This window comes from Streptomyces sp. NBC_00203 (assembly GCF_045206325.1).
Lineage (GTDB): Bacteria > Actinomycetota > Actinomycetes > Streptomycetales > Streptomycetaceae > Streptomyces > Streptomyces lutosisoli.
The window spans coordinates 1,361,422-1,383,276 of record NZ_CP108126.1; the positions used below are offsets into that span (position 1 = coordinate 1,361,422).

Genomic DNA, 21,855 nt, shown 5'->3' on the forward strand with positions numbered 1-21,855 from the left:
TGCGGGTGTGCGACTGGGGCGCGTACGTCAGCGGGTGGTGAGCACCATCCGGAAGCGGGCGGTGCCGGAGAGCATCTTCTGATACGCCTCGTCGGCCTGGTCCAGCGGCACGGTCTCGACCGTCGGGCGGATGCCGTGCAGGGCGCTGAACGCCATGGTGTCCTGCACATCCTGCGCGGTGCCGGACGAATGGCCGCGGACGATCCTGCCCTTCATGAGCAGCTGGATCGGGTTGATCCCCAGCGGCTCGGGAGCCGCCCCGATGACCACCAGCTCACCACGGTGCGACAGCCCGTCCACGGTCGCCGTGATGGCATCGGAACTGCCGGCGGTGGCCAGCACGGCCTTGGCACCGCCGAGAGACTGCAGGGCGTCCCCGACGGGGACGTCTCCCGTACTGTCGATGTAGTGGTGAGCGCCGAGATTCTTGGCGAAGTCGGCCTTGCCGGCTCCCCGGGCGATCGCCACCGTCTCGAAGCCCATGGCGACCGCGTACTGCACCCCCAGGTGGCCGAGTCCGCCGATGCCGAGTACGGCGACCAGATCGCCCGGCTGGGCGGAGCTGCGCCGCAGCCCGTTGAACGTGGTCACACCCGCGCAGGCCAGGGGCCCCGCGTCGCTCGCCGTCAGCGCGTCGGGAATCCGGGCCAAGGCGTCGGCCGGCGCGATCACCGCCTCGGCGTAGCCCCCGTCATAGGCCCACCCCGGGACCTTGAGGTTCTCGCACATGACGAAGTCGCCCTGTCTGCAAGGCTCGCAGTAGCCGCAGCTGCCTCCGAACCAGCCCACCGCCACCCGGTCGCCCACCCGCCAGCCCCGGTCTTGGGTGCCCTCACCGAGCTCCTCGATGCTCCCGGCGATCTCGTGCCCGGGAACCAAGGGAAACCGGACACCCGGCAGGCCGGCATTCACGAAGAAGGCGTCGGTGTGGCAGATCCCGCAGGCCTCCACGGCGATCCGTACATGGCCGGGGCCCGGCCGCGGCACCTCACGTTCAGTGATCTCGAACGGCCCGCCGACGGCGGCCACCTGCGCAACTCGATACGTAGTCATGTGTCTCTCCGGAACAAGTGCGACGGCCCCTCGAACCAGCAGACCAGCTCCGGGCCGATCGCGCGCGCCGGATGTCCCCCGCCCGCTCGGTCAATGCAGGATGTTGACGGCCCGGGCGACCACCAGGACCACGATCACCAGCGAGACCGAGGACTGCAGCATCATCAGCATCTTGGCCCAGCGCGACAGCGGCATCACGTCGGTCGGGCTGAAGGCGGTGGAGTTGGTGAACGACAGGTACAGGTAGTCCAGGAACGCCGGCTCCCAGTCCGGCGGAGCGGTGTCCGGGCTCTGCATCTGCACGAAGAGGAAGTCGGGGAACTGGCGGTGGCCGCGGGCCCGCGCCATCGGTCCACCACGGTCCCACTCCCAGTACCAGAGGGCGAACACGATGACGTTCGTCAGCCAGATGCCGCCGCCGGTCAGCAGCAGCGGCCCTGCGTCCTTCCCCTCGGTGCCGTTCACCAGGCCGACTACCAATTGGTCCGCCGCCCAGCCGTTGGCCAGGCTGATCACGCAGATCAGGGCCAGGTCCAGCCACCGCAGCCACCGGGTCCGGGGCTCGGCCCGACGGGGGTTCGCGGCGATCAGGCCGGCCAGCAGCACCAGCTCCAGGACCGGCAGCGCCCAGTACGGCTGGAGCGTGAGCCGGTGCGGCAGCACCAGCTGGAGGGCGACCGCCACCAGGATCACGGTGGTCACCGCCCAGCGCGGCTCACCCCGCGTCGCCCGGCGCCAGGCGGGTGCCACCTCGCGCTCGCGGCTCTCCAGGAGCCGCTCGATCCTGGCGAGGCGGCTCTCGGCGTCGTCCATACCGTCGGTCATGGCGACGATTGTCCCGGGGTCACATGTTGATCATGTGGCCGGCCAGCCCGTGGATGGCCTCCTTGACCGCCTCGCCGAGCGTCGGGTGACCGTGCACGTTGCGCGCGACCTCGTGGACGGTCAGGTCCCACTGCTGGGCGAGGGTCAGCTCCGGGAGGAGCTCGGTGACCTCGGGGCCGATCAGGTGGGCACCGAGGAGCTCGCCGTACCGGGCGTCGCTGAGGATCTTGACGAAGCCCGCGGTGTCGCCCAGACCGTGCGACTTGCCGTTGGCGGTGAACGGGAACTTCGCCACCTTGACGTCGAAGCCCTTCTCGCGGGCCTGCGCCTCGGTCCAGCCGAAGCTGGCGATCTGCGGCTGGCAGTAGGTCGCCCGCGGGATCATGACGTAGTCGAGCTCCATGGTCTCCGCGTCGGCGATCGTCTCGGCCGCCACAATGCCCATCGACTCGGCCGCGTGGGCGAGCATCAGCTTCGCCGTCACGTCACCGATGGCGTAGATGTGCGGGACGCTCGTGCGGCAGCGCCCGTCGATGTCGATCGCCCCGCGGTCGGTGAGCTTGACGCCGGTGTTCTCCAGGCCGTAGCCCTGCACGCGCGGCTGGAAGCCGATCGCCTGGAGCACCTTGTCGGCCTGCAGCGTCTGCCGCTGGCCGCCCGTGGTCACCATGACCTTGACGGAGTCGCCCGAGTCGTTGATCGCCTCGACCCGGGTGGAGGTCAGCACATTGATGCCGAGCCGCTTGTAACGGCGGGCCAGCTCCGCGGAGACCTCCTCGTCCTCCAGTGGGACGATGCGGTCGAGGAACTCGACGAGCGTGACGTCGACGCCGTAGTTGTGCAGGACGTACGCGAACTCGACGCCGATGGCCCCCGCGCCCGCGATGATGATGCTCGCCGGGAGCGTGTCGGACAGGATCTGCTCCTCGTACGTCACCACGCGCCCGCTGAGCGAGGTGCCGGGCAGCAGCTTCGTGGTGGCACCGGCGGCGATGACGCAGTGGCCGAAGGTGACGGTTTCCGTGCCGCCGTCGGCGAGGGCGACCTGGAGGGTGCGGTCGTCGCTGAAGGTGCCGCGGCCGGTGTACTGGGTGATCTTGTTCTTCTTCATCAGGTAGTGGACGCCCTTGACGCGCCCGTCCGCCACCTTGCGACTGCGGGTGAAAGCCGCGCCGTAGTCGAAGCTCACCTCGCCGTTCACCTGGATGCCGAAGGTCTTGGCCTCCTGGGTGAAGATATGGGCCAGCTCCGCGTTGCGCAGCAGCGCCTTCGACGGGATGCACCCCACGTTGAGGCACACCCCGCCCCAGTACTTCTCCTCGACGATCGCCGTGCTGAGGCCGAGCTGGGCCGCCCTGATCGCCGCGACATATCCACCCGGGCCGGCGCCCAGGACCACCACGTCAAAGTGTGCGCTCATGACGGTCAGCGTAGTCCTCCAGCTGTAAACGGCGATCTTGCCGGCCGGTCGCCGTGAGACCGGCCGGGGCAGCCGGGCGAGGCCCTCCCCTCGCCAGCGAACCCGCCCGATTGCGCATGATTATGGGACAATCCACCGTGTGCAACGAGAGGTAACTTTCGTGACCAGCAGTGACCATGGGACCGATGACGAGACCCTGCGGCTCGACCGCGCGGGTCAGGCCGAGGCGTTCGACGCCATCGGCGACCGCTACCACGAGGCCTTCCCCCACAAGGAGGGCCAGATTTCCGCGGGCGAATGGCTGATCGCATCCCTCCCGGCGGGATCCCGCGTGCTGGACCTCGGCTGCGGCACCGGAGTGCCGACCGCACGCCAGTTGACGGACGCGGACTTCGAGGTGGTGGGCGTCGATCTGTCCGGTGGGATGGTGAAACTCGCCCGGGAGTACGTCCCGGATGCGACGTTCCACCAGCTGGACCTCGCCGACCTGCGGCCGGGCGGCCCTCACGACCTGGGCCGCTTCGACGCCGTCGCGGCCTTCTTCTCGCTGCTGATGCTGCCGCGCAGGGAGATTCCCCTCGCACTGCGCACGATCCACCACCTGTTGGTTCCCGGCGGCCTGTTCGTCCTCTCGATGGTGGAAGCCGACGTGGACGACTTCGAGATCCCGTTCCTCGGACGCACGATCCGGGTCTCCGGCTACCTGCTGGAGGACCTCCGCCCTGTCCTCGAGACCGGAGGCTTCGAGATCGTCAAGGAGACCTCCTACACCTACGCCCCCGCGGTCGCCGACGTCCCGCCCGAGGAACAGCTCTTCCTCTGCTGCAGGCGGCGTGACTGAGAACGCGCGAGCCGGCACGGGCCGACCTGTGACACAACTGGATGGAACGAAAGGCGTGACGGAGCACCACGGGCACCCCTCCCCCAGCCGCCGTGGACGACAGGACGCGGTGACAGGCAGCACCGGGCCGCAGACCGACCGGCTTCGGTATCTCGACGTGGCGACTCGGCGGATCGCCCGCGGGATGGACCTGGACGAGACGCTCCGGGAACTGCGCCGGGCAGCCGTTCCCGCGTTCGCGGACGCGATCATCATCCATCTGCAGGATCCGTTGCCCGTCGGGGACGAGAAGTCGGCCGCGCCCGTCGCCCTGTATCTGCACAGCATCGACAGCGCGCCGGAGCTCGCGGACACCGAACGGACGCGGACACCCGGGCTGAAGTCCCTTCCCCTGCGCTCGGATGTGACCGAGCGCGTGCATCCGGTCACGGGCGGCCGACTCGCGAGGCTGCTCCTGGCCGGGCGTCCGGCGTTCGGCGACACACCGGGGGTCGCGCCCGCGGTCGCCGAGCTGCTCGGGCCCGTGGCGAAGGCGCCGGGGACGCTGCCGCCGGGCCGCAGCCAGATCATCGCCCCGCTGCACGGCCGCCACCACGTCGTAGGCACCGTCGTGCTGCTGCGCCGGCCCGACCGGCTCGCCTTCACCGGTGACGACCTGCTCGTCGCCTCACAGCTCGCGACACACACCGCCATCGGCGTCCAGAAGGCGGTGATGTACGGACACGAGGCCTCCGTGGCGGACACCTTGCAGCACACCATGCTCCCGTCGTCACTGCCCGAGCCCACCGGCGTCCGGCTGGCCAGCCGGTATCTGCCCGCCTCGAAGACCGCCCAGGTCGGCGGCGACTGGTACGACGCGATCCCCCTGTCCGGCAACCGCGTGGCGCTGATCGTGGGTGATGTCATGGGTCATTCCATGACCTCGGCCGCGATCATGGGCCAGCTGCGCACGATCGTGCAGACCCTCGCCGGGCTCGACCTGCCTCCGGACGAGGTGATGCACCACCTCGACGAGCAGGCCCTGCGCCTGGGCAGCGACCACATCGCGACCTGCCTCTACGCGATCTACGACCCGATCTCGCACCGGCTGCTCATGGCGAGCGCCGGCCATCCGCCCGCGGTCCTCCTGCACCCGGACGGCCACGCGGAGGTACTGCGCATCCCACCGGGCGCACCGATCGGCGTCGGCGGCGTCGCCTTCGAGTCCGTGGAGATGGCCGCGCCCACCGGAGCGACCCTGCTGCTGTACACCGACGGCCTCGTCGAGTCCCGCGACACGGACGTGGGAACAGGCATCGAGGCCCTGCGCACCCATCTCCAAGCCACCCTGCGCGGGCACGCCGCCCCCTCACTGGAGCTCCTGTGCGACCAGCTTCTGGGGACCATGGCCCCGGGCGCCCGGGACGACGACATCGCGCTGCTCACCGCCCGGTTCGACGGCTTCCCTCCGGACAGCGTCGGATACTGGTACCTCGACCCCCACCCGCTGACCGCGGGACAGGCACGCCGCCTGACCCGCAGGGCACTGCGCCGCTGGGGCCTGGAATCCTTGCTCGACTCGACGGAACTCATGGTCAGCGAGGTCGTGACGAACGCCGTACGGTACGCCTCACGCCCCATCGCCTTGCGCCTGCTCCGCACCGACGTACTCCGCTGCGAGGTGACCGACGACTCGCCCCAGGTGCCCCGGATGCGGCGGGCCGCGCCAGGCGACGAAGGCGGCCGCGGCCTGTTCCTCGTCGATCAACTCGCCCAGCGCTGGGGGGCGACGAGGCTGAGCACGGGCAAGGTCGTCTGGTTCGAGCAGCAGATCCCGAGGAATGGGAACACCTGAAGGAAACCTGGGCGGTCCTACACGTCTTGAGGTTCATCCCGGGAAGCTCAGCCGCGCGTGAGCCGGCCCGTGCAGCGCAGGGGAAGCCGGGCGGTCACCCGAGTCTCGTCCTGTTCGGTGTGGGAGATGAGCTCCCCTTCGAGTGTGGTGACGCGATCGGCCAGGTCGGTGAGGTCCGGCAGCCGGCCTTTCACCGTGATGCAGGCGGTCAGTTGTCCGTCGGCCGGCGCACGGACACCGCGGGACTACAGGCGCAACTGGCCCGGGCCTTGGGCGATCCCGGCCTGACGCTGGGTTACTGGGTGCCGGGGCAGCACGCGTACGTCGACGAGACCGGCCGTCGGCTCGATGTCGACGGGCGCGCCGCAGGGCGGGTGACAACGGCTGTCGAGAACGACGGGGAGCCCGTCGCCGTACTCATCCACGATCCCTCGGTACTGGACGACCGAAGCTGGTCGACGGGGCCACCGCGGCGCTGCGCCTGGCCGTCACCAACGCGCGGATGAGGGCGGAAGTCCGCGCCCGCACGGCCGGGCTCGCCGCGTCACGCCGCCGCATCGTGGAGGCGGCCGACGCCCAGCGGCGGGCGCTGGAGGCGGAGCTGGCCACGGGTGCGCAACGCCACCTCGCCCAGGCGGGGCTCCACCTCGCCGCCCTCGAGGCCGAGGCGGGTGACGAACTGCGCGCTGTGCTTCCGGAGGTGCGGGCCGAGGTCGCCACCGCCCTGCGCGAACTCGCCCAGTTCGCGCAGGGGATCAGGCCGCAGAGCCTTACCGCCGGTGGGCTCGGCGCCGCACTGCCGCTGCTCGCCGGCCGGGCCGGGCTGCCGGTCTCGGTGGCGGTCGGGGTCGGCAGACTGCCGCCTCCGATCGAGGCGGCCGCCTACTTCGTGTGCGCCGAGGCACTGACGAACGTCGCCAAGCACGCGGCCGCCACGTCGGCGAGCGTGGAGGTCGTCGCCGAGGCGGGCGACGTCGTGGTGCGCGTGACCGACGACGGCCGCGGCGGTGCCGACGCCGAGTGCTCGGGACTGCGCGGGATCGCCGACCGGGTCGAGGCTTTGGGCGGCAGCATCACTGTCGGCGGTGGCGCCGCGGGCGGGACACTGCTCATGGCCAGGATCCCGGCCGAGGGAACGGGGTCGGACGGAGATCGTGAACGGGGGGCATCCGATGAAGATCGTGATCGCGGACGACTCGATGCTGATCCGCGACGGTTTGGCGCGGCTGCTCGCGGAGGCCGGCTGCGAGGTGGTGGCGACCTGACAACACCGCCACACTGATGCACAAGCTCGGCTCAGCCGCGCCCGACGCGGTGATCGTGGACATCAGGATGCCGCCGACGTACACGGACGAGGGCCTCGTCGCGGCCCACAAGCTGCGATCCATGCATCCGTCCATCGGCGTGCTCGTCCTGTCGCAGTACCTCGAGGCGCACTGCGCGATGCGTCTGATCAGCGACGCGCCCGAACACCTCGGGTACCTCCTCAAGGAGCGCGTGTCGGACGTCGCCCTGCTCGTCGACGCATTGCGCCGCGTCGTCGAGGGCGAGTGCGTCATCGACCCCACGATCGTGAGCACGCTGATGCGGCGGCCGCGCGATCCCGGCCCCCTCGCGGGCGTCACCACAAGGGAACTCGAGGTGTTGGCGCTCATGGCCGAGGGGCGTTCGAACGCAGCCATCGCCGGAAAGCTGTCGATGAGTCCCAAGACGCTGGAGGCCCATGTCCGGCAGATCCTGCAGAAGCTGAACCTGCATCAGTCGCCGGACGACCACCGGCGCGTACTGTCCTGAAGTACCTCCATGCCACGCACTGAGATCAGGCGAGCGCCGGTGTGGAAGCGGGCAGGTAGGGGGTGATGTTGCGCCAGGCGCGCTCGATGTACTCCTCCTTCTCGCCGACCGGGGCGACATAGTGCAGCGCGCTTTCGGCAGCGTCGTGGCCCTCCAGGCGGGCGATGATCCAGGCGGCGAGGTAGTGCGAGGCCAGGCAGCCGCCGGCGGTGGCGATGGTGTCCTTGGCATAGAAGGGCTGGTTGAGTACCTCGACGCCGGCGGCGACGACCCAGGGCTTGGTGATCAGGTCGGTGCAGGCGGGGATGCCGCCCAGCAGGCCGAGCTTGGCCAGCACGAGCGCGCCGGAGCACTGGGCCGCGATCAGCTGGCGTGAGGGGTCCAGGCGGCGCAGGACGTTCATGATCGCCGGGTCTTCGACGACCTCACGGGTGGCGATGCCACTGCCGACGATGACGGCGTCGGCGGCGCAAGCCTCCTCAAGGGTGGACATCTGCTCGATGACCACCCCGTTCATCGACGTCACCTTGGGGCTGGGGGTGGCGATGGTGACGCGCCAGTCGTCGCTCTTGATGCGGTTGAGCACACCGAGCGCGATCAGGGAGTCGAGCTCGTTGTAGCCCTCGAAGGTGAGGATGGCGATGTGCGGCACGGCGGCTGTCCTTCCGGCTGGGTGGGTCGGTGGTCGGTGGGTTTCGACGGTAAGAACCCCGACCAGGACAGTCAAAGAATTGTCATGGATACAATCCGGTGCATGGCAGCCCCTCGGTACAAAACGCTGGTCGACGCGCTCGCCTCCGACATCCGCAGCGGGCGGCTCGCCGCGGGCGTGCGGCTTCCGACCCACCGCGGGCTCGCCGCCCGTGAGGGCATCGCCGTGGTGACCGCGACCCGGGTGTACGCCGAGCTGGAAACCATGGGCCTGGTGAGCCGGGAACAGGGCCGCGGCACGTTCGTGCGCGACATCGCGGTTCCCGCCGGTCACGGCATCGATCAGCAGGTCGTCGCCACCGACGCGGTCGACCTCAATTTCAACTACCCGTCACTGCCCGGACAAGCAGATCTCCTCCGGCAGGCCCTGCGCGAGGTGGCAACCTCCGGTGACCTCGACACACTGCTGCACTACCAACCCCACCGAGGCCGCCCCCAGGACAGAACCTCGATCGCACGACACCTCAGACGCCGGGGCATCACCACCGACGCGGACCGGATCCTCATCGCCAACGGCGCGCAGCACGGCCTGGCCATCACCGTCATGGCCGCGCTCAACGCCGGCGACGTCGTCGCGGTCGACGCACTCACCTACCCGGGCTTCAAGGTGCTCGCGCACGCCTTCCACCTCGACCTGGCACCCATCCCCGCAACTCCCAACGGGCCGGATCTCGACGCCCTGGAGAAGCTGTGCGCGACCCGCCCGGTGCGCGCGATCTACACCATGCCCACCCTGCACAACCCGCTGGGCTGGGTCATGCCGGCAACCGACCGAACCCGCCTGATCAAGATCGCCCGCCAGCACGGCCCGCTCATCATCGAGGACGCCTCCTACGCCTACCTGGTCGAGGACCCTCCACCGCCGCTGGCCGCAACCGCGCCGGACATCACCGTCTACGTCTCGGGACTGTCCAAGAGCATCGCCACCGGCCTCCGGGTCGGCTTCGTCGTCGCCCCGCCCTCCACGGTGCCCTCGCTCGAACGCGCGATCCGGGCGACCACCTGGAACACCCCCGCCCTCACCACCGCCATCGCCTGCCGCTGGCTCGACGACGGCACGGTGGACGACCTGGAAGCGCAGAAACGAGAGGACGCCAAGGCCCGCCAGGCAATCGCTGGACAGGAGCTGGCGGGCCTGCCCCTCATCGGCCACCCCTCGTCCTACTTCACCTGGCTGCCGCTACCCGACGACGCACGCGCCGACCGCCTGACCGCCACCCTCGCCCGCCAGCACATCTCGGTAAGCACAGCCGAGCCGTTCACCACGTCAACGCACACACCCCAGGCAATCCGCCTCGCCCTGGGCTCGACCGACCTGGACAGCCTCCGCTCGACGCTGCGCACAGTGCGACAAGTCGCTGTCCAGGACGCCTTCGTCTAAAGCAGGTGGGGCGCGTGGGACTCGAACCCACGGTCGACGGATTACCGAGTCCCTTGAGGATCGAGGGGCAGGATGGCGCACACCGAACCGTCAGCTGGGAAGTGGCTGCTCGGCCCAGATGGTCTTGCCCCGTTCGCTGTATCGAGTCCCCCAGTTCTGCGTGAGCTGGCTGATGAGGTAGAGACCGCGTCCGCCCTCGTCCGTGTCCTGGGCCCGCCTCACGTGGGGGGAGGTGCTGCTGCCGTCCGACACCTCGCAGATCAGGTTGTGGTCCCAAATGAGGCGGAGCGTGATCGGCTCGCCGCCGTGGCGAATCGCGTTCGTCACGAGCTCACTGACGATCAGCTCGGTGGTGATGGACTCCTCCTCCAGCCCCCACAACGCCATCTGCTGTGCCGTCAGGTCCCTCGCCTGGCCGACCATCTTGTCCTGCGCCTCGATCTCCCAGGTGACATGACGGTCCGGAGCCAGGCCGCTCATCCGGGCCACCAGGACGGCCACGTCGTCGTGACGGCCCGGCAGAAGCAGTTCACGGATCAACGTGTCGCACACCTCCTGCGGTGTGGCCGACGCAGGAGTGCGGAAGAGGGTGTCGCGCATGCGGCGCAGCCCGGTGTCGAGATCCTGTTCACGAGATTCCAGTAGTCCGTCGGTGTAGAGGACGAGGAGGTCCCCGTCGCCCAGGGTGATCTCACGCTCTTCGAATACGACACCGCCCAGGCCCAATGGCGGGCCGCCGGGCAGGTCGACGAAGTCGACACCGCCGTCCGCCGACACCACCGCTGGTGGCGGATGACCAGCGCGTGCCAGGTGGCAGTGGCGCGACACCGGGTCGTACACCGCGTACAGGCAGGTCGCTCCCGTTACCAGGGACCCTTCGTCGCCGCGCTCGTCGAGGAAGCGGTTCATCTGGTCATCCAGATGGATGAGGAGCTCGTCGGGGGACAGATCGAGATCCGCGAGAGTGCGTACGGCGCTGCGCAGGCGGCCCATGGTCACGGCGGACTGCAGATCGTGTCCGACCACGTCGCCGACCACGAGCGCCACCCGTGCGCCGGACAGGGGGATCACGTCGAACCAGTCGCCGCCCAGCCCTGCATGTTCGCTCGCCGGCAGATAGCGGGACGCCGTCCGCGCCGCCGACGGCGACGGCAGCCGCTGGGGAAGCAGACTGCGCCGAAGGGTCCGTGCCGTCGTCCGCTCACGGTGGTACCGGCTGGCATTGTCGACACATACCGCCGCGCGGGTCACGATCTGCTCGGCCAGCAGCACGTCGTCGGGCTCGAACCGGCGGGGACTACGGGAGCGCATGAAGACGGCGGTGCCGAGCGCGACGTCCCGGGCAAGCATGGGGACGAGAAGCCATGAATGGACTTCCGGCCCGCCGTCCGGCGACCGCCGTGGGAGGACTACGGCGGGACAGGTGCGCAGCTGCTCGTCCGCAAGCAGGATGGACTCGCCTTTCGCGAGGGTGTCGAGGAACGGCGAGCCGGGCGCCGTCGCCCGCGCGTCATAGTCGCCCACCATCGTCCCGGCCCCGCCCGGACCCAAGTCTTCGGCTGCTCCGCTGTATGCGGCCCGGCGGAGCAGCGGGGGACGCTGCCGCCGGCCGCCAGTCGGCTCCCCACCGGGGAAGACGGAGTCCAGTAGGTCGACGTAGCAGATGTCGGCAAAGTGGGGCACCGCGACCTCGGCCAGTTCCCGAGCCGTGCGCCAGAGGTCCAGGGTGGTGCCGATCCGGGTGGCGGCCTCGTTCGCCAGCACCAGCCGTTCCCGCGACCGGACCCGCTGGGTCACGTCGGAGACCACATGGGCCAGCGCGATCACCGTCCCGGACGTGTTCCTGAGGGGCAGGATGGACTCCGACCACACGTACTCGCTCGGCGAACTGGGTAGGGGGTGGCCGACGACCTCGGTGCCGATGAGGGCCTCGCCGGTCTCCAGCACGCGCCGCTGCCGCGCCTCCAGGGCATCGATGTCCAGCAGGCCGGGCGGGGCCATCTCGCGCATCGTGTGCCCGGAGTACTTGGTCCCCCGGAACACTCCGGCGCGTCGCTCTGTGACGTTCTGACCGACGAACCGAAGGTCCCTGTCGAAGAGATCGATATGGAACGGGGAGTCGGTGAACAGTCCCTTCAGCAGGGCACGCCCGAACTCGTATGTGCGGAACACCTCCGCACCGACCGCCTGGACGAGCCACTGACGTTCACCATTCACGGAGGTGAGGGAGCGCACCCAGACCTCGGCTTCCAGCGGCTCCCCGCTGCGCCGCCGCAACACCAGGGACCTCCGACGAACGCCCTCGTCCCACCGCTGGAGCATGTCCGCTGCGTCAGCGGAGTCGTGGAGGAGCTCGTCCGCACGATGGCCGAGGATCTCCCGCGCCGTGTAACCGAGCATCTGCCGGGCTCCTGGCCCCCAGGCTGTCACTCGGGCGCAGGCGTCCAGCAGGGCCTCCGCCTCGCCCCCGGGCTCCGGGGACTCACCGACACCGCGAAAGGTGATGTCGCGCATTCTCCACCTCGAGCACATCCGTGCTTGGCTAGGGCCGTGCGCTTTTTATGGTAATTGTCCAATAGGTGATACCGGCGGGCATGGCGACTACCCTGAGTGCCCAATAATGTCGGACGGTTACGGTCCCGCCCCAAGGAAGTCACCCAAAGAGCAGGAATGAGATCAGGAGCCGGCAAGAAAGGTAAAACGAACCTTTCGCTCCGGATTATCCCTGTTCGTGTCCACCAGGCACACCGACTGCCACGTCCCCAACTCCAGCCGCCCGCCCACTACCGGCAACGTCGCGTGCGGCGGCACGACCGCCGGCAGTACGTGGTCGCGGCCGTGGCCGGGGCTGCCGTGGCGGTGTTGCCAGCGGTCGTCCGCGGGGAGCAGGGAGTGGAGGGCGGCGAGGAGGTCGTCGTCGCTGCCGGCGCCGGTTTCGATGATCGCGATTCCGGCGGTCGCGTGCGGGACGAAGACGTTCAGGAGACCGTCGCGGCCGGCCGCCGCCTCCCGGAGGAAGGCCTCACAGTCACGGGTGAGATCGACGACCGTCTCCGACGAACCGGTGGCGACGTTCAGGACACGGGTGGTGAAGGCATCGGACATGCCCCAATCCTCGCCCATACGTGGGGTTCCACGCCCGATCGACGGCCCGCACATCGGGATCCGCACCCCGACCGCCCCGCCCGTACGGTGATACGTGAGGTCCAGTCCGCGAGACACCATTGACCGTACACGCACCAGCTGGCTAGCTTCTGCCGCATGTTGCGTTCAGCCATGCTCACCACGCGCGGTCACATCGACCTGCTGCGGGTGGCCTCCGCCGCGTGTCGCCGCGGCTGCTGACGCCCTTTCACCCCCGCTTTCCCCCTTTTTCTCCTCGCCTTCGCTCCGCCCACCCGCGCGTCCGATCTCACGTGATCCCACGCTGAGTTCATGACGCGGCGGCGCCATGGCGCACCCCTCTCCGGTCGCTCTCCTTCCCGTGGAGCACTCATGAGCATCAGCCATGCCCCGCCCGGCCCATCAGAGCCCGATATTTCGTATATATCCAAGGACGGCGAGCCCTCGCAGGCGTCGCCCGACCTCGAACCCATCGTTCCCGCCTCCACGCGCCGCACCCGGGTCCCCCGCTGGCTGCGCCGGACCTCCGGCCCCGTCCTGCTGCTCGCCCTGTGGCAACTCCTCAGCGCTACGGGCGTGTTGGCCTCCGATGTCCTCGCCTCGCCGGGCACCATCGCGAGGGTCGGCAGTGATCTGATCGCGGACGGGTCGCTGCCGAACGCGATGGGCGTCTCGTTGCAGCGCGTCGCGGTCGGCCTGCTTCTCGGCACCGTCGTCGGTACCGGACTCGCCCTGATATCAGGGCTGTTCCGCATCGGTGAGGACCTCGTGGACGCGAGCGTCCAGATGCTGCGGACCGTGCCGTTCGTCGGGCTGATCCCGCTGTTCATCATCTGGTTCGGCATCGGCGAGGCCCCGAAAATCGCGATCATCACGCTCGGCGTGTCCTTCCCGCTCTATCTGAATGTGTACGCCGGTATCCGCGGCGTCGATTCCCAGCTGATCGAGGCCGGGGAGTCGCTGGGACTCTCGCGCTGGGGGCTCGTCCGGCATGTCGTGCTGCCGGGCGCGCTGCCCGGGGCGATGACCGGGCTGCGCTACTCCCTCGGCATCGCCTGGCTCGCGCTCGTCTTCGCCGAGCAGATCAACGCGGACGCCGGGATCGGCTTCCTCATGGTCCAGGCGCGGGACTTCCTGCGGACCGACGTGATCGTGGTCTGCCTGATCGTCTACGCCTTCCTCGGCCTGCTCGCCGACTTCATCGTCCGCACCCTCGAAAGGCTGCTGCTGCAATGGCGACCGACGTTCACGGGCCGGTGACCACCACCCGGAAGGCCCCCGCCACGGCCGTACATGTCGCGGGACTGACCCGCTCCTTCGACGGCCGCGCCGTCATCGACAACCTCCAACTCGATGTCAGGCCGGGCGAGTTCGTGGCCCTGCTCGGCCGCAGCGGCTGCGGCAAGTCCACGCTCCTGCGGATCCTCGCCGGGCTGGACCGTGACATCGAGGGCACCGTCCTCGTCCCGCGGCGCAAGGCCGTCGCGTTCCAGGCACCCCGGCTGATGCCGTGGAAGAAGGTGTGGCGCAACGTCCTGCTCGGTCTGCCCGGCAAGCCAGGACGTGCCGTCGCCGAACAGGGGTTGGCCGAGGTCGGTCTCAGTCACCGCTCGGACGCCTGGCCCAAGACGCTCTCCGGCGGTGAGGCCCAACGTGCCTCGCTGGCCCGCGCGTTGGTCCGCGAGCCCGATCTGCTGCTGCTCGACGAGCCGTTCGGCGCGCTGGACGCGCTGACCCGGATCAAGGCACAGCGACTCGTCGGCGAACTCTGGCAACGCCGGGGCTGCGCCGTCCTGTTGGTCACCCACGACGTCGAGGAGGCGGTACTGCTCGCCGACCGCGTCCTCGTGATGGACGACGGCGTCATCGCGTACGAGACGGAGGTCGAGCTGGACCGCCCGCGTGACATCGCCGACCCCCGGTTCGCCGCACTGCGCGCCGCGCTGCTGGAACGGCTCGGCGTCGACACCGCCGCCGAGGCCCCCTGAACTCCCCCTCCCAAAGCCTCAGTTCAACCCTGGCCGGACAAATCCCCGAGTTCGACCCCGCTGCATCACACCCTCGGTTCAACCCAACGAACGGAACCACCATGCGACGACGCCTCGCCCCCGCCGCCCTGCTCCTTCCCCTGGCCCTGCTGCTCGCCGCCTGCGGCGGGAACTCGGCGGCCGACACCGCCGCGGGTGCCGGGACCGACGGCAAGGGGTCCCTCACGCTCAACGTCGGTGACCAGAAGGGCGGTTCGGAGGCGGTGCTGCGGGCCGCCGGAGAGCTCAAGAACCTCGACTACAAGATCAAGTGGTCGACGTTCACGTCCGGCCCGCCACTGTTGGAGGCCGTCAACGCCAAGGCCGTCGACATCGGCGGCGTCGGCAACACCCCGCCCGTCTTCGCGGCCGGCGCCAACTCCAAGATCACCGTGGTGGCCGCCTGGCACGGCACGTCCAAGGGCGAGGCCATCCTCGTACCGAAGAACTCGTCACTGAAGAAGCCCGAGCAGCTCAAGGGCAAGTCCGTCGCCGTGGCGCAGGGTTCGTCCGCGCACTATCAGCTGATCGCCTCGCTCAAGGAGGCCGGGCTCACGCTGAGCGACGTCAAGGTGAAGTATCTCCAGCCCGCCGACGCGCTGGCCGCGTTCACCAGCGGAAAGGTCGACGCGTGGGCGGTGTGGGACCCGTACACCTCGCAGGTGCTGGGGGCCGAGCAGGGCCGGATCCTGGCGGACGGCGACGGCGTGGTCAACGGGCTCAACTTCCAGGTGGCGGCGCCGAGCGCGCTGAAGGACACGAAGAAGGCCGCGGCCATCAAGGACTATCTGGAGCGGCTGCGGCGGGCCCAGGACTGGGTCTACGACCACCCGGAGGCGTGGGCCAAGGTGTGGGCCAAGGACACCGGGCTGCCGTACGAGGTGGCGCTGGCCTCGGTGAAGCGGACCAACGCCAGTCGTATCGCGGTCGCCGTCGACAAGCCGCTCATCGCCTCCGAGCAGGCGATCGCGGACACCTTCACCGGCCTGAAGCTCATCCCCGGCAAGGTCGACTTCGCCGACTTCGTGGACACCCGGTTCAACGGCAGCCTGCCGCCGTCCACGACCACGCCCCGCGTCTTCAAGGAATCCTGATGACCGTCCATCTCCACTGGTTCCTGCCGACCGGCGGCGACGGCCGTACCCTCGTCGACCGGCACGCGTACGCCTCGAACGACATCGACCGCGCCCGGCCGGTCAGCGGGGTCCGCGCGCCCGACATCGAGTATCTGGCCCAGATCGCCAAGGCCGCCGAGCAGTTGGGCTTCGAGGCGGTGCTCACGCCGACCGGTACCTGGTGCGAGGACGCCTGGCTGACCACGGTGGCGCTGGCCCAGCACACCGAGCGGCTGAAGTTCCTGGTGGCGTTCCGGCCGGGCGTCATCTCGCCGACGCTCGCGGCACAGATGGCGGCGACGTACCAGCGCATCACACGCGGCCGGCTGCTCCTGAACGTCGTCACCGGCGGCGACTCGGCGGAACAGCGGCGCTTCGGCGACCATCTCGGGCACGATCAGCGGTACGCGCGTACGGACGAGTTCCTGTCGGTCGTACGCGGGGTGTGGAGCGGGCAGCCGTACGACTTCGAAGGCGCCCACTACCAGGTCGAGGGCGGGCTGACGGCGCTGCCGCCCGATCCGCTGCCCGAGATCTTCTTCGGCGGTTCGTCGGCGGCCGCGGGTCCGGTCGCGGCCCGGCACGCGGACGTCTATCTGACGTGGGGCGAGCCTCCGGCACAGGTCAAGGAGAAGATCGACTGGATTCGCTCGCTCGCCGACCGCGAGGGGCGCACGGTTCGCTTCGGTGTCCGGCTGCACACCATCTCCCGCGATTCGTCGGCCGAGGCCTGGTCGACGGCGAACCGGCTGCTCGACGACCTCGACGCCGACACGATCGCGGCCGCGCAGTCGGCCCTCGGACGCAGCGAGTCAGTGGGCCAGCAGCGCATGCTGGCGCTCCACGGCGGCTCCCGCGACCGGCTGGAGATCTCTCCGAACCTGTGGGCGGGCGTGGGGCTCGTACGGGGTGGCGCGGGCACCGCTCTGGTGGGCAGCCATGCCGAGGTCGCCGACCGGATCGAGGAGTACCACGCGCTGGGCGTCGAGCACTTCGTGCTCTCCGGGTATCCGCATCTGGAGGAGGCGTACTGGTTCGGGGAGGGAGTGATTCCGGATCTGGCTGCGCGGGGGCTGCTGCCCCGCGCGGCGGCAGCCGTGAGAGGTGGCGCGCCCCTGCTGGTCGCGAGCGGCCGCTGACCAAGGCTTCGGGTGGCTCACCACTCGTCGAATTGGTCACCGGCGGACATCCTCCGGGAAGATCCCGGACCCCGGTCCGGTTAGTAGATGCGTGAACAACACCGGGGTACGAGCGCGCGAAGTCGACGTCGTCGTCATAGGCGCTGGGCAGGCCGGCCTGTCCAGCGCCTTTCACCTGCGGCGGGGCGGTTTCGAGCCCGAGCGGGACTTCGTCGTGCTCGACCACGCGCCGCGTCCCGGCGGCGCCTGGCAGTTCCGCTGGTCGTCACTGACGTACGGCAAAGTGCACGGGATGCACTCCCTGCCCGGCATGGAACTGACGGACGCGGACCCGGCGCGCCCGTCCTCCGAGGTCATCGCGGAGTACTTCGACACCTACGAGCGCACCTTCGACCTGCGGGTGCGGCGGCCGGTCGAGGTGAAGGCCGTACGCGAGGGCGAGGGCGGGCGGCTGCTCGTCGAGACGGACGACGGTATCTGGTCGGCGCGGGCGCTGATCAATGCCACGGGCACCTGGGACCGGCCGTTCTGGCCGCGCTATCCGGGCCAGGAGACCTTCCGGGGGCGGCAGTTGCACACCGCGCAGTACCCCGGTCCCGAGGCTTTCGCCGGACAGCGGGTGGTCGTCGTGGGCGGCGGCGCGTCCGGTACCCAGCATCTGATGGAGATCGCCCCGTACGCCGCCGGGACCACGTGGGTGACGCGGCGTCCGCCCGTCTTCCGTGAGGGTCCCTTCACCGAGGAATTCGGCCGGGCCGCCGTCGCGCTCGTCGAGGAGCGGGTCCGTCAGGGACTGCCGCCCAAGAGTGTCGTCTCGGTCACCGGGCTGCCCTTGAACGACGCGATCCGGCAGGCTCTGGCCGACGGCGTGCTGGACCGGCAGCCGATGTTCGACCGAATCACGCCCGACGGCGTCGAATGGAACGACGGCCGTCACGTGGACGCCGATGTCATCCTGTGGGCGACCGGCTTCCGGGCCGCCATCGACCATCTGACACCTCTGCGGCTGCGCGAACCGGGCGGCGGCATCCGCGTCGAGGGGACACGCGCGGTCGCCGATCCTCGCATCCATCTGGTCGGGTACGGCCCCTCGGCCAGCACCATCGGCGCCAACCGGGCCGGACGCGCGGCGGTACGGGACATCAGGCGGCTGCTGGCGGGGGTGCCGACCGCCGCGTGATGTCCGGTACGGCGGCTCAGCGAGGGGCGGTGACGGAAGCGGTGGAGGCAGCGGGAGCGGTGGGGGCGGTGGAGCCGGGGGAAGCGGTGGAGGCAGTGGCAGTGCCGGTGGCAGGGGCGGCGGGAGACGCGCTGCTGCGGATCTGGTTGAACTCGGCGACGTTCCGCTGGTGCTCCTCGTAACTGGCCGTGAAGCGGGTGTCGCCCGGCTTGACCGTCACGAAGTACAGCCAGTCGCCCGGGGTAGGCGTGATCGCGGCGCGCATCGCCTCCTCGCCAGGGTTGGCGATCGGCGTGGGCGGCAGGCCCATCCGCTGGTACGAGTTGTAGGGGCTGTTGATCCTGATGTCGTTCTGGCTGGTGTTCAGGGTGGAGCGGTTCAGCGCGTAGTTGATGGTGGAGTCCATCTGCAGCGGCATGCCCCGCTCCAGGCGGTTGAAGATGACCCGGGCCACCTTGCCCATGTCCGCCTTGGTCGCCGCCTCGGACTGGACGATGCTCGCGATGGTGACCGCCTGATAGACGTTCATCGCGTTGCGCTGCGCGCCGGCGGCGACCGGGGCTCCGTTGAACTTCAGGTTCGCGGTGTTGACCATGTACGACAGCAGCGACTCCGGAGTCGCCTTCTTGTCGAGCGGATACGTCGCCGGGAAGAGGTACCCCTCGGGGTTGCCCTCGGCGTCGTTCGGCAGCTTCAGGTTGGCCTTCCCGAGGGACTTCTTGGTGGTGCCCGTGGGCAACCGGAGGGCCTTGTCGACGGCCTCGTAGACCTGGCCGGAGCGCCAGCCCTCCGGGATGACGAGGGACGTCGGCTGCGCGACCTCGCCGCCTCCCATCGTCAGCAGCGGCACCGCCACGGCGGTGGCCGCCACGACGGCTCCGGTCGTGATGAGGGCGACCCGGCCCCGTCGCGTCAGTCGAATCGTGCTCCGTGGCGGAGTGTTCATCTGCATGCGGGCACGTTAACCCGCTAATGCCACCAAACCCGGCATATCGTCATCTTGTCGGCTCCAGTTGGGCGTCCCGGCGGACAAGGGCGGCATAGCGCCCTTCCTGCTCCAACAGCTCCTCGTGCGTGCCGCGTTCGACGGTGTGACCGGAGTCGAGGACCACGATCTGGTCGGCACCCCGAATGGTGGACAGCCGGTGCGCGATGGTGAGCGTGGTGCGGTTGGCCGACAGGGCGTCGATGGCCTCCTGGACGGCGTGTTCCGTACGGGTGTCCAGGGCGCTGGTCGCCTCGTCGAGGATGAGCACCGGCGGGTCGCGCAGGATCGTACGGGCGATGGCGAGGCGCTGCTTCTCACCACCGGAGAAGCGGTGGCCGCGCTCGCCGACGACCGTGTCGTACCCGTCGGGCAGGGACGCGATGTGCTCGTGGATCTGGGCCGCCCGCGCCGCCGCGTACAGCTCCTCGTCGGTGGCGTCCGGCTTGGCGAACCGCAGGTTCTCGGCGACCGAGGCGTGGAAGAGGTACGTCTCCTGGGAGACGACGCCGATCGCGCGCGCGAGCGTGTCGAAGTCCAGGTCGCGCACGTCGACCCCGTCCAGCGTGACGCGGCCGCCCGTGACGTCGTACAGCCGCGGCACCAGATAGCTGAGCGTGGACTTGCCGGAGCCGGTCGGGCCGACGACGGCGAGGCTGCCGCCCGCGGGGACGGTGATGTCGATGCCGTCGAGGATCGGGCCGCTCTTGTCGTCGTAGCGGAACTCGACGTCCTCGAGGCGGATCTCGCCCTTGACCTGGTCGAGGTGGACCGGGCTCTCGGGCTCGGTGATGTCGATGGGCAGGTCGAGGTACTCGAAGATGCGCTGGAAGAGGGCGAGTGAGGTCTGGATCTGGACACCCGTCGAGAGCAGGCTGACCGCCGGGCGGAACAGGCCCTGCTGGAGCGAGACGAAGGCGACGAGCGTGCCGATCGATATCGAGGAACCGTCGAACTGGAAGGCGATGCCCGCGGTCCAGTAGATGACGGCGGGCATGGCGGCCATGACGATGCCGATGACGGACATCCGCCAGCGTCCCGCCATGTTCGACCTGACTTCGAGGTCGACCAGACTCTCGGACTCCTCCGCGAAGGACTTCGTGAGCGAGTCGGCGCGGCCCATGGTGCGGCCGAGCAGGATGCCGCTGACGGAGAGCGACTCGGTGACCGTGGCGGCCATCGCGGCCATCTGCTTCTGGCGCTGGGTGGTGATCTTCTTGCGTTCGTTGCCGACGCGGCGGCTGATCCACACGAACACCGGCAACAGGAGCAGCGAGACGGCGGTGAGGCGCCAGTCCAGGGCGACCATCGCGACGATGGTGGCGACCACGCTGGTCAGGTTCGAGACCAGCGAGGTGGCGGTGGAGGTGACGGTCGCCTGCATCCCGCCGATGTCGTTGGCGATGCGCGACTGGACCTCACCCGTGCGGGTTCTGGTGAAGAAGGCGAGCGACATGCGCTGGAGCCGGCCGTAGACGGCGGTGCGCAGGTCGTGCATGACGCGCTGGCCGACGGTGGTGGAGATGAGGGTCTGCAGCACGCCGAAGACACCGGTGAGGACGGCGCTGAGGATCATGCCGAGCGCGAGCAGGCTCAGCAGGCCGGTGCGGCCCTGGGGGATCGCGACGTCCAGGATCTCCCTCAGCAGGAAGGGCGTGGCGACGGAGACGAGGGACGCGGCGCCGACCAGCAGGCCGACGATCGCGAGGCGGCCCCGGTAGGGCCGGAAGAGTTTCAGGATGCGGCGCACCTGCCGCGGCTGTTCCGCGTCGGCAGATGTCGGGGTCCAGGTGGGTTGGTCGGGGCGCAATGGGCTCCTACGGAAGTGAGGTGAGAAGGACAGAAGCGATGCTCGCTCAATGGGCGCTCGGGCGAGCATGGAAATGACGATTGACGGAGCTTAGCTCATTGTTACCTATACTCACAATGAACTGCATCCTGATATTGTTCCCGCATGACCACCCCCGATGCCGACGGCCTGCTGGCCGAGCAGCTACTGCGGCTGACGCGGCGCGTGCACCGCATCCAGAAGCGCCATCTGGAGCAGCGCGAGCTGGGCATCACACCGGCCCAGTCCCGGCTGCTGCGCACCCTCGCGCACTACAGCTCGCCACCCCGCATGGCCGATCTCGCCGAGCGCCTGGAAGTGGTGCCCCGCGCCGTCACCTCCCTGGTCGACGGCCTGGAGGCGAGCGGCAAGGTGCGCCGGGTCCCCGACCCCACCAACCGGCGCGTGATCCGCATCGAGGTCACGGACGACGGACGCAGGGCGCTGCGGGAGCTGCGCGGCGCGCGCCGGTCGGCCGCGGAGGAGATCCTGGCTCCATTGACGGACGAGCAGCGCGAGGTGCTCGGCGGGCTGCTGGACACCCTGGTGGACGGCGCGCCCAGGATGGAGCACCGCTGCTGAATCGGTAGGAGTGGTGC

22 protein-coding genes are annotated in these 21,855 nt (G+C 69.6%); 12 read left to right on the forward strand and 10 right to left on the reverse strand.

Annotated features, from left to right (window positions below; translation table 11 throughout):
* Positions 1 to 27: 27 nt before the first annotated feature.
* The 3 genes from OG975_RS06365 to lpdA all read right to left on the reverse strand — a co-directional run bounded on the left by OG975_RS06365 (position 28) and on the right by lpdA (position 3,298).
* Positions 28 to 1,053 carry an alcohol dehydrogenase gene (locus OG975_RS06365; RefSeq protein WP_406328066.1) on the reverse strand — a complete coding sequence of 342 codons (1,026 nt, stop codon included), beginning with the start codon at positions 1,051 to 1,053 and terminating at the stop codon, positions 28 to 30.
* Between the two features lie 90 nt (positions 1,054 to 1,143).
* A complete protein-coding gene (locus OG975_RS06370; RefSeq protein ID WP_406328067.1) occupies positions 1,144 to 1,878 on the reverse strand; it encodes a hypothetical protein in 735 nt (244 codons plus the stop codon).
* A 19-nt stretch (positions 1,879 to 1,897) separates the two neighbouring features.
* Positions 1,898 to 3,298 (reverse strand): dihydrolipoyl dehydrogenase, encoded by a 1,401-nt coding sequence (gene lpdA / locus OG975_RS06375; RefSeq protein WP_406328069.1) that lies wholly within the window; start codon positions 3,296 to 3,298, stop codon positions 1,898 to 1,900.
* A 160-nt stretch (positions 3,299 to 3,458) separates the two neighbouring features.
* Between lpdA and OG975_RS06380 the strand changes: the two genes are divergently transcribed.
* Both OG975_RS06380 and OG975_RS06385 read left to right on the forward strand, forming a co-directional pair.
* On the forward strand, positions 3,459 to 4,139 hold the full coding sequence (locus OG975_RS06380; RefSeq protein WP_406328071.1) for a methyltransferase domain-containing protein: 681 nt from the start codon (positions 3,459 to 3,461) through the stop codon (positions 4,137 to 4,139).
* Positions 4,140 to 4,323: 184 nt separating this feature from the next.
* Complete coding sequence (locus OG975_RS06385; RefSeq protein WP_406336174.1) at positions 4,324 to 5,973, forward strand: SpoIIE family protein phosphatase; 1,650 nt, start codon at positions 4,324 to 4,326, stop codon at positions 5,971 to 5,973.
* Between the two features lie 47 nt (positions 5,974 to 6,020).
* On the opposite strand, the gene OG975_RS06390 is transcribed toward OG975_RS06385, so the two are convergent.
* Both OG975_RS06390 and OG975_RS06395 read right to left on the reverse strand, forming a co-directional pair.
* Complete coding sequence (locus OG975_RS06390; protein WP_406328072.1) at positions 6,021 to 6,167, reverse strand: hypothetical protein; 147 nt, start codon at positions 6,165 to 6,167, stop codon at positions 6,021 to 6,023.
* Between the two features lie 51 nt (positions 6,168 to 6,218).
* Entirely contained in the window at positions 6,219 to 6,398 is a 180-nt protein-coding gene (locus OG975_RS06395) for a hypothetical protein (protein WP_406328073.1), read from the reverse strand.
* A 77-nt stretch (positions 6,399 to 6,475) separates the two neighbouring features.
* Here OG975_RS06395 and OG975_RS06400 point away from each other — a divergent pair, with 77 nt between their 5' ends.
* Together OG975_RS06400 and OG975_RS06405 are read left to right on the forward strand one after the other, a co-directional pair.
* Positions 6,476 to 7,255, forward strand: coding sequence for a sensor histidine kinase (locus OG975_RS06400; protein ID WP_406328074.1), 780 nt, complete (start codon positions 6,476 to 6,478; stop codon positions 7,253 to 7,255).
* A complete protein-coding gene (locus OG975_RS06405) occupies positions 7,255 to 7,767 on the forward strand; it encodes a LuxR C-terminal-related transcriptional regulator (RefSeq protein WP_406328075.1) in 513 nt (170 codons plus the stop codon). Before OG975_RS06400 ends, OG975_RS06405 begins: the two co-directional genes overlap by 1 nt.
* Before the next feature lie 25 nt (positions 7,768 to 7,792).
* On the opposite strand, the gene OG975_RS06410 is transcribed toward OG975_RS06405, so the two are convergent.
* Positions 7,793 to 8,419 carry a DJ-1/PfpI family protein gene (locus tag OG975_RS06410; RefSeq protein WP_406328076.1) on the reverse strand — a complete coding sequence of 209 codons (627 nt, stop codon included), beginning with the start codon at positions 8,417 to 8,419 and terminating at the stop codon, positions 7,793 to 7,795.
* A gap of 102 nt (positions 8,420 to 8,521) precedes the next feature.
* Here OG975_RS06410 and OG975_RS06415 point away from each other — a divergent pair, with 102 nt between their 5' ends.
* Complete coding sequence (locus tag OG975_RS06415) at positions 8,522 to 9,859, forward strand: PLP-dependent aminotransferase family protein (protein ID WP_406328077.1); 1,338 nt, start codon at positions 8,522 to 8,524, stop codon at positions 9,857 to 9,859.
* A gap of 90 nt (positions 9,860 to 9,949) precedes the next feature.
* Here OG975_RS06415 and OG975_RS06420 read toward each other — a convergent pair whose 3' ends face one another.
* Together OG975_RS06420 and OG975_RS06425 are read right to left on the reverse strand one after the other, a co-directional pair.
* Positions 9,950 to 12,373 carry a SpoIIE family protein phosphatase gene (locus OG975_RS06420; protein WP_406328078.1) on the reverse strand — a complete coding sequence of 808 codons (2,424 nt, stop codon included), beginning with the start codon at positions 12,371 to 12,373 and terminating at the stop codon, positions 9,950 to 9,952.
* Between the two features lie 162 nt (positions 12,374 to 12,535).
* A complete protein-coding gene (locus tag OG975_RS06425; RefSeq protein ID WP_406328079.1) occupies positions 12,536 to 12,964 on the reverse strand; it encodes a secondary thiamine-phosphate synthase enzyme YjbQ in 429 nt (142 codons plus the stop codon).
* 171 nt (positions 12,965 to 13,135) lie between these two features.
* Here OG975_RS06425 and OG975_RS06430 point away from each other — a divergent pair, with 171 nt between their 5' ends.
* The 6 genes from OG975_RS06430 to OG975_RS06455 all read left to right on the forward strand — a co-directional run bounded on the left by OG975_RS06430 (position 13,136) and on the right by OG975_RS06455 (position 18,443).
* Complete coding sequence (locus OG975_RS06430; RefSeq protein ID WP_351286961.1) at positions 13,136 to 13,204, forward strand: putative leader peptide; 69 nt, start codon at positions 13,136 to 13,138, stop codon at positions 13,202 to 13,204.
* 150 nt (positions 13,205 to 13,354) lie between these two features.
* Entirely contained in the window at positions 13,355 to 14,242 is an 888-nt protein-coding gene (locus tag OG975_RS06435) for an ABC transporter permease (RefSeq protein ID WP_406328080.1), read from the forward strand.
* Complete coding sequence (locus OG975_RS06440; protein ID WP_406328081.1) at positions 14,215 to 14,970, forward strand: ABC transporter ATP-binding protein; 756 nt, start codon at positions 14,215 to 14,217, stop codon at positions 14,968 to 14,970. The genes OG975_RS06435 and OG975_RS06440 overlap by 28 nt, the downstream gene beginning before the upstream one ends.
* A 101-nt stretch (positions 14,971 to 15,071) precedes the next feature.
* Positions 15,072 to 16,103, forward strand: a complete 1,032-nt coding sequence (locus OG975_RS06445; RefSeq protein WP_406328082.1) for an ABC transporter substrate-binding protein — start codon at positions 15,072 to 15,074, stop codon at positions 16,101 to 16,103.
* Positions 16,103 to 17,263, forward strand: a complete 1,161-nt coding sequence (locus OG975_RS06450) for an LLM class flavin-dependent oxidoreductase (protein WP_406328083.1) — start codon at positions 16,103 to 16,105, stop codon at positions 17,261 to 17,263. The genes OG975_RS06445 and OG975_RS06450 overlap by 1 nt, the downstream gene beginning before the upstream one ends.
* 91 nt (positions 17,264 to 17,354) lie before the next feature.
* A complete protein-coding gene (locus OG975_RS06455; protein WP_406328084.1) occupies positions 17,355 to 18,443 on the forward strand; it encodes an NAD(P)-binding domain-containing protein in 1,089 nt (362 codons plus the stop codon).
* Between the two features lie 16 nt (positions 18,444 to 18,459).
* Here OG975_RS06455 and mltG read toward each other — a convergent pair whose 3' ends face one another.
* Together mltG and OG975_RS06465 are read right to left on the reverse strand one after the other, a co-directional pair.
* A complete protein-coding gene (gene mltG, locus OG975_RS06460; RefSeq protein ID WP_406328085.1) occupies positions 18,460 to 19,395 on the reverse strand; it encodes an endolytic transglycosylase MltG in 936 nt (311 codons plus the stop codon).
* Between the two features lie 43 nt (positions 19,396 to 19,438).
* The gene (locus tag OG975_RS06465; RefSeq protein ID WP_406328087.1) at positions 19,439 to 21,238 is read right to left on the reverse strand and encodes an ABC transporter ATP-binding protein; all 1,800 of its coding nucleotides are present in this window, start codon (positions 21,236 to 21,238) and stop codon (positions 19,439 to 19,441) included.
* Positions 21,239 to 21,382: 144 nt separating this feature from the next.
* On the opposite strand from OG975_RS06465, the gene OG975_RS06470 reads away from it, so the two are divergent.
* Positions 21,383 to 21,838 carry a MarR family transcriptional regulator gene (locus OG975_RS06470; protein ID WP_330302859.1) on the forward strand — a complete coding sequence of 152 codons (456 nt, stop codon included), beginning with the start codon at positions 21,383 to 21,385 and terminating at the stop codon, positions 21,836 to 21,838.
* Positions 21,839 to 21,855 lie beyond the last annotated feature (17 nt).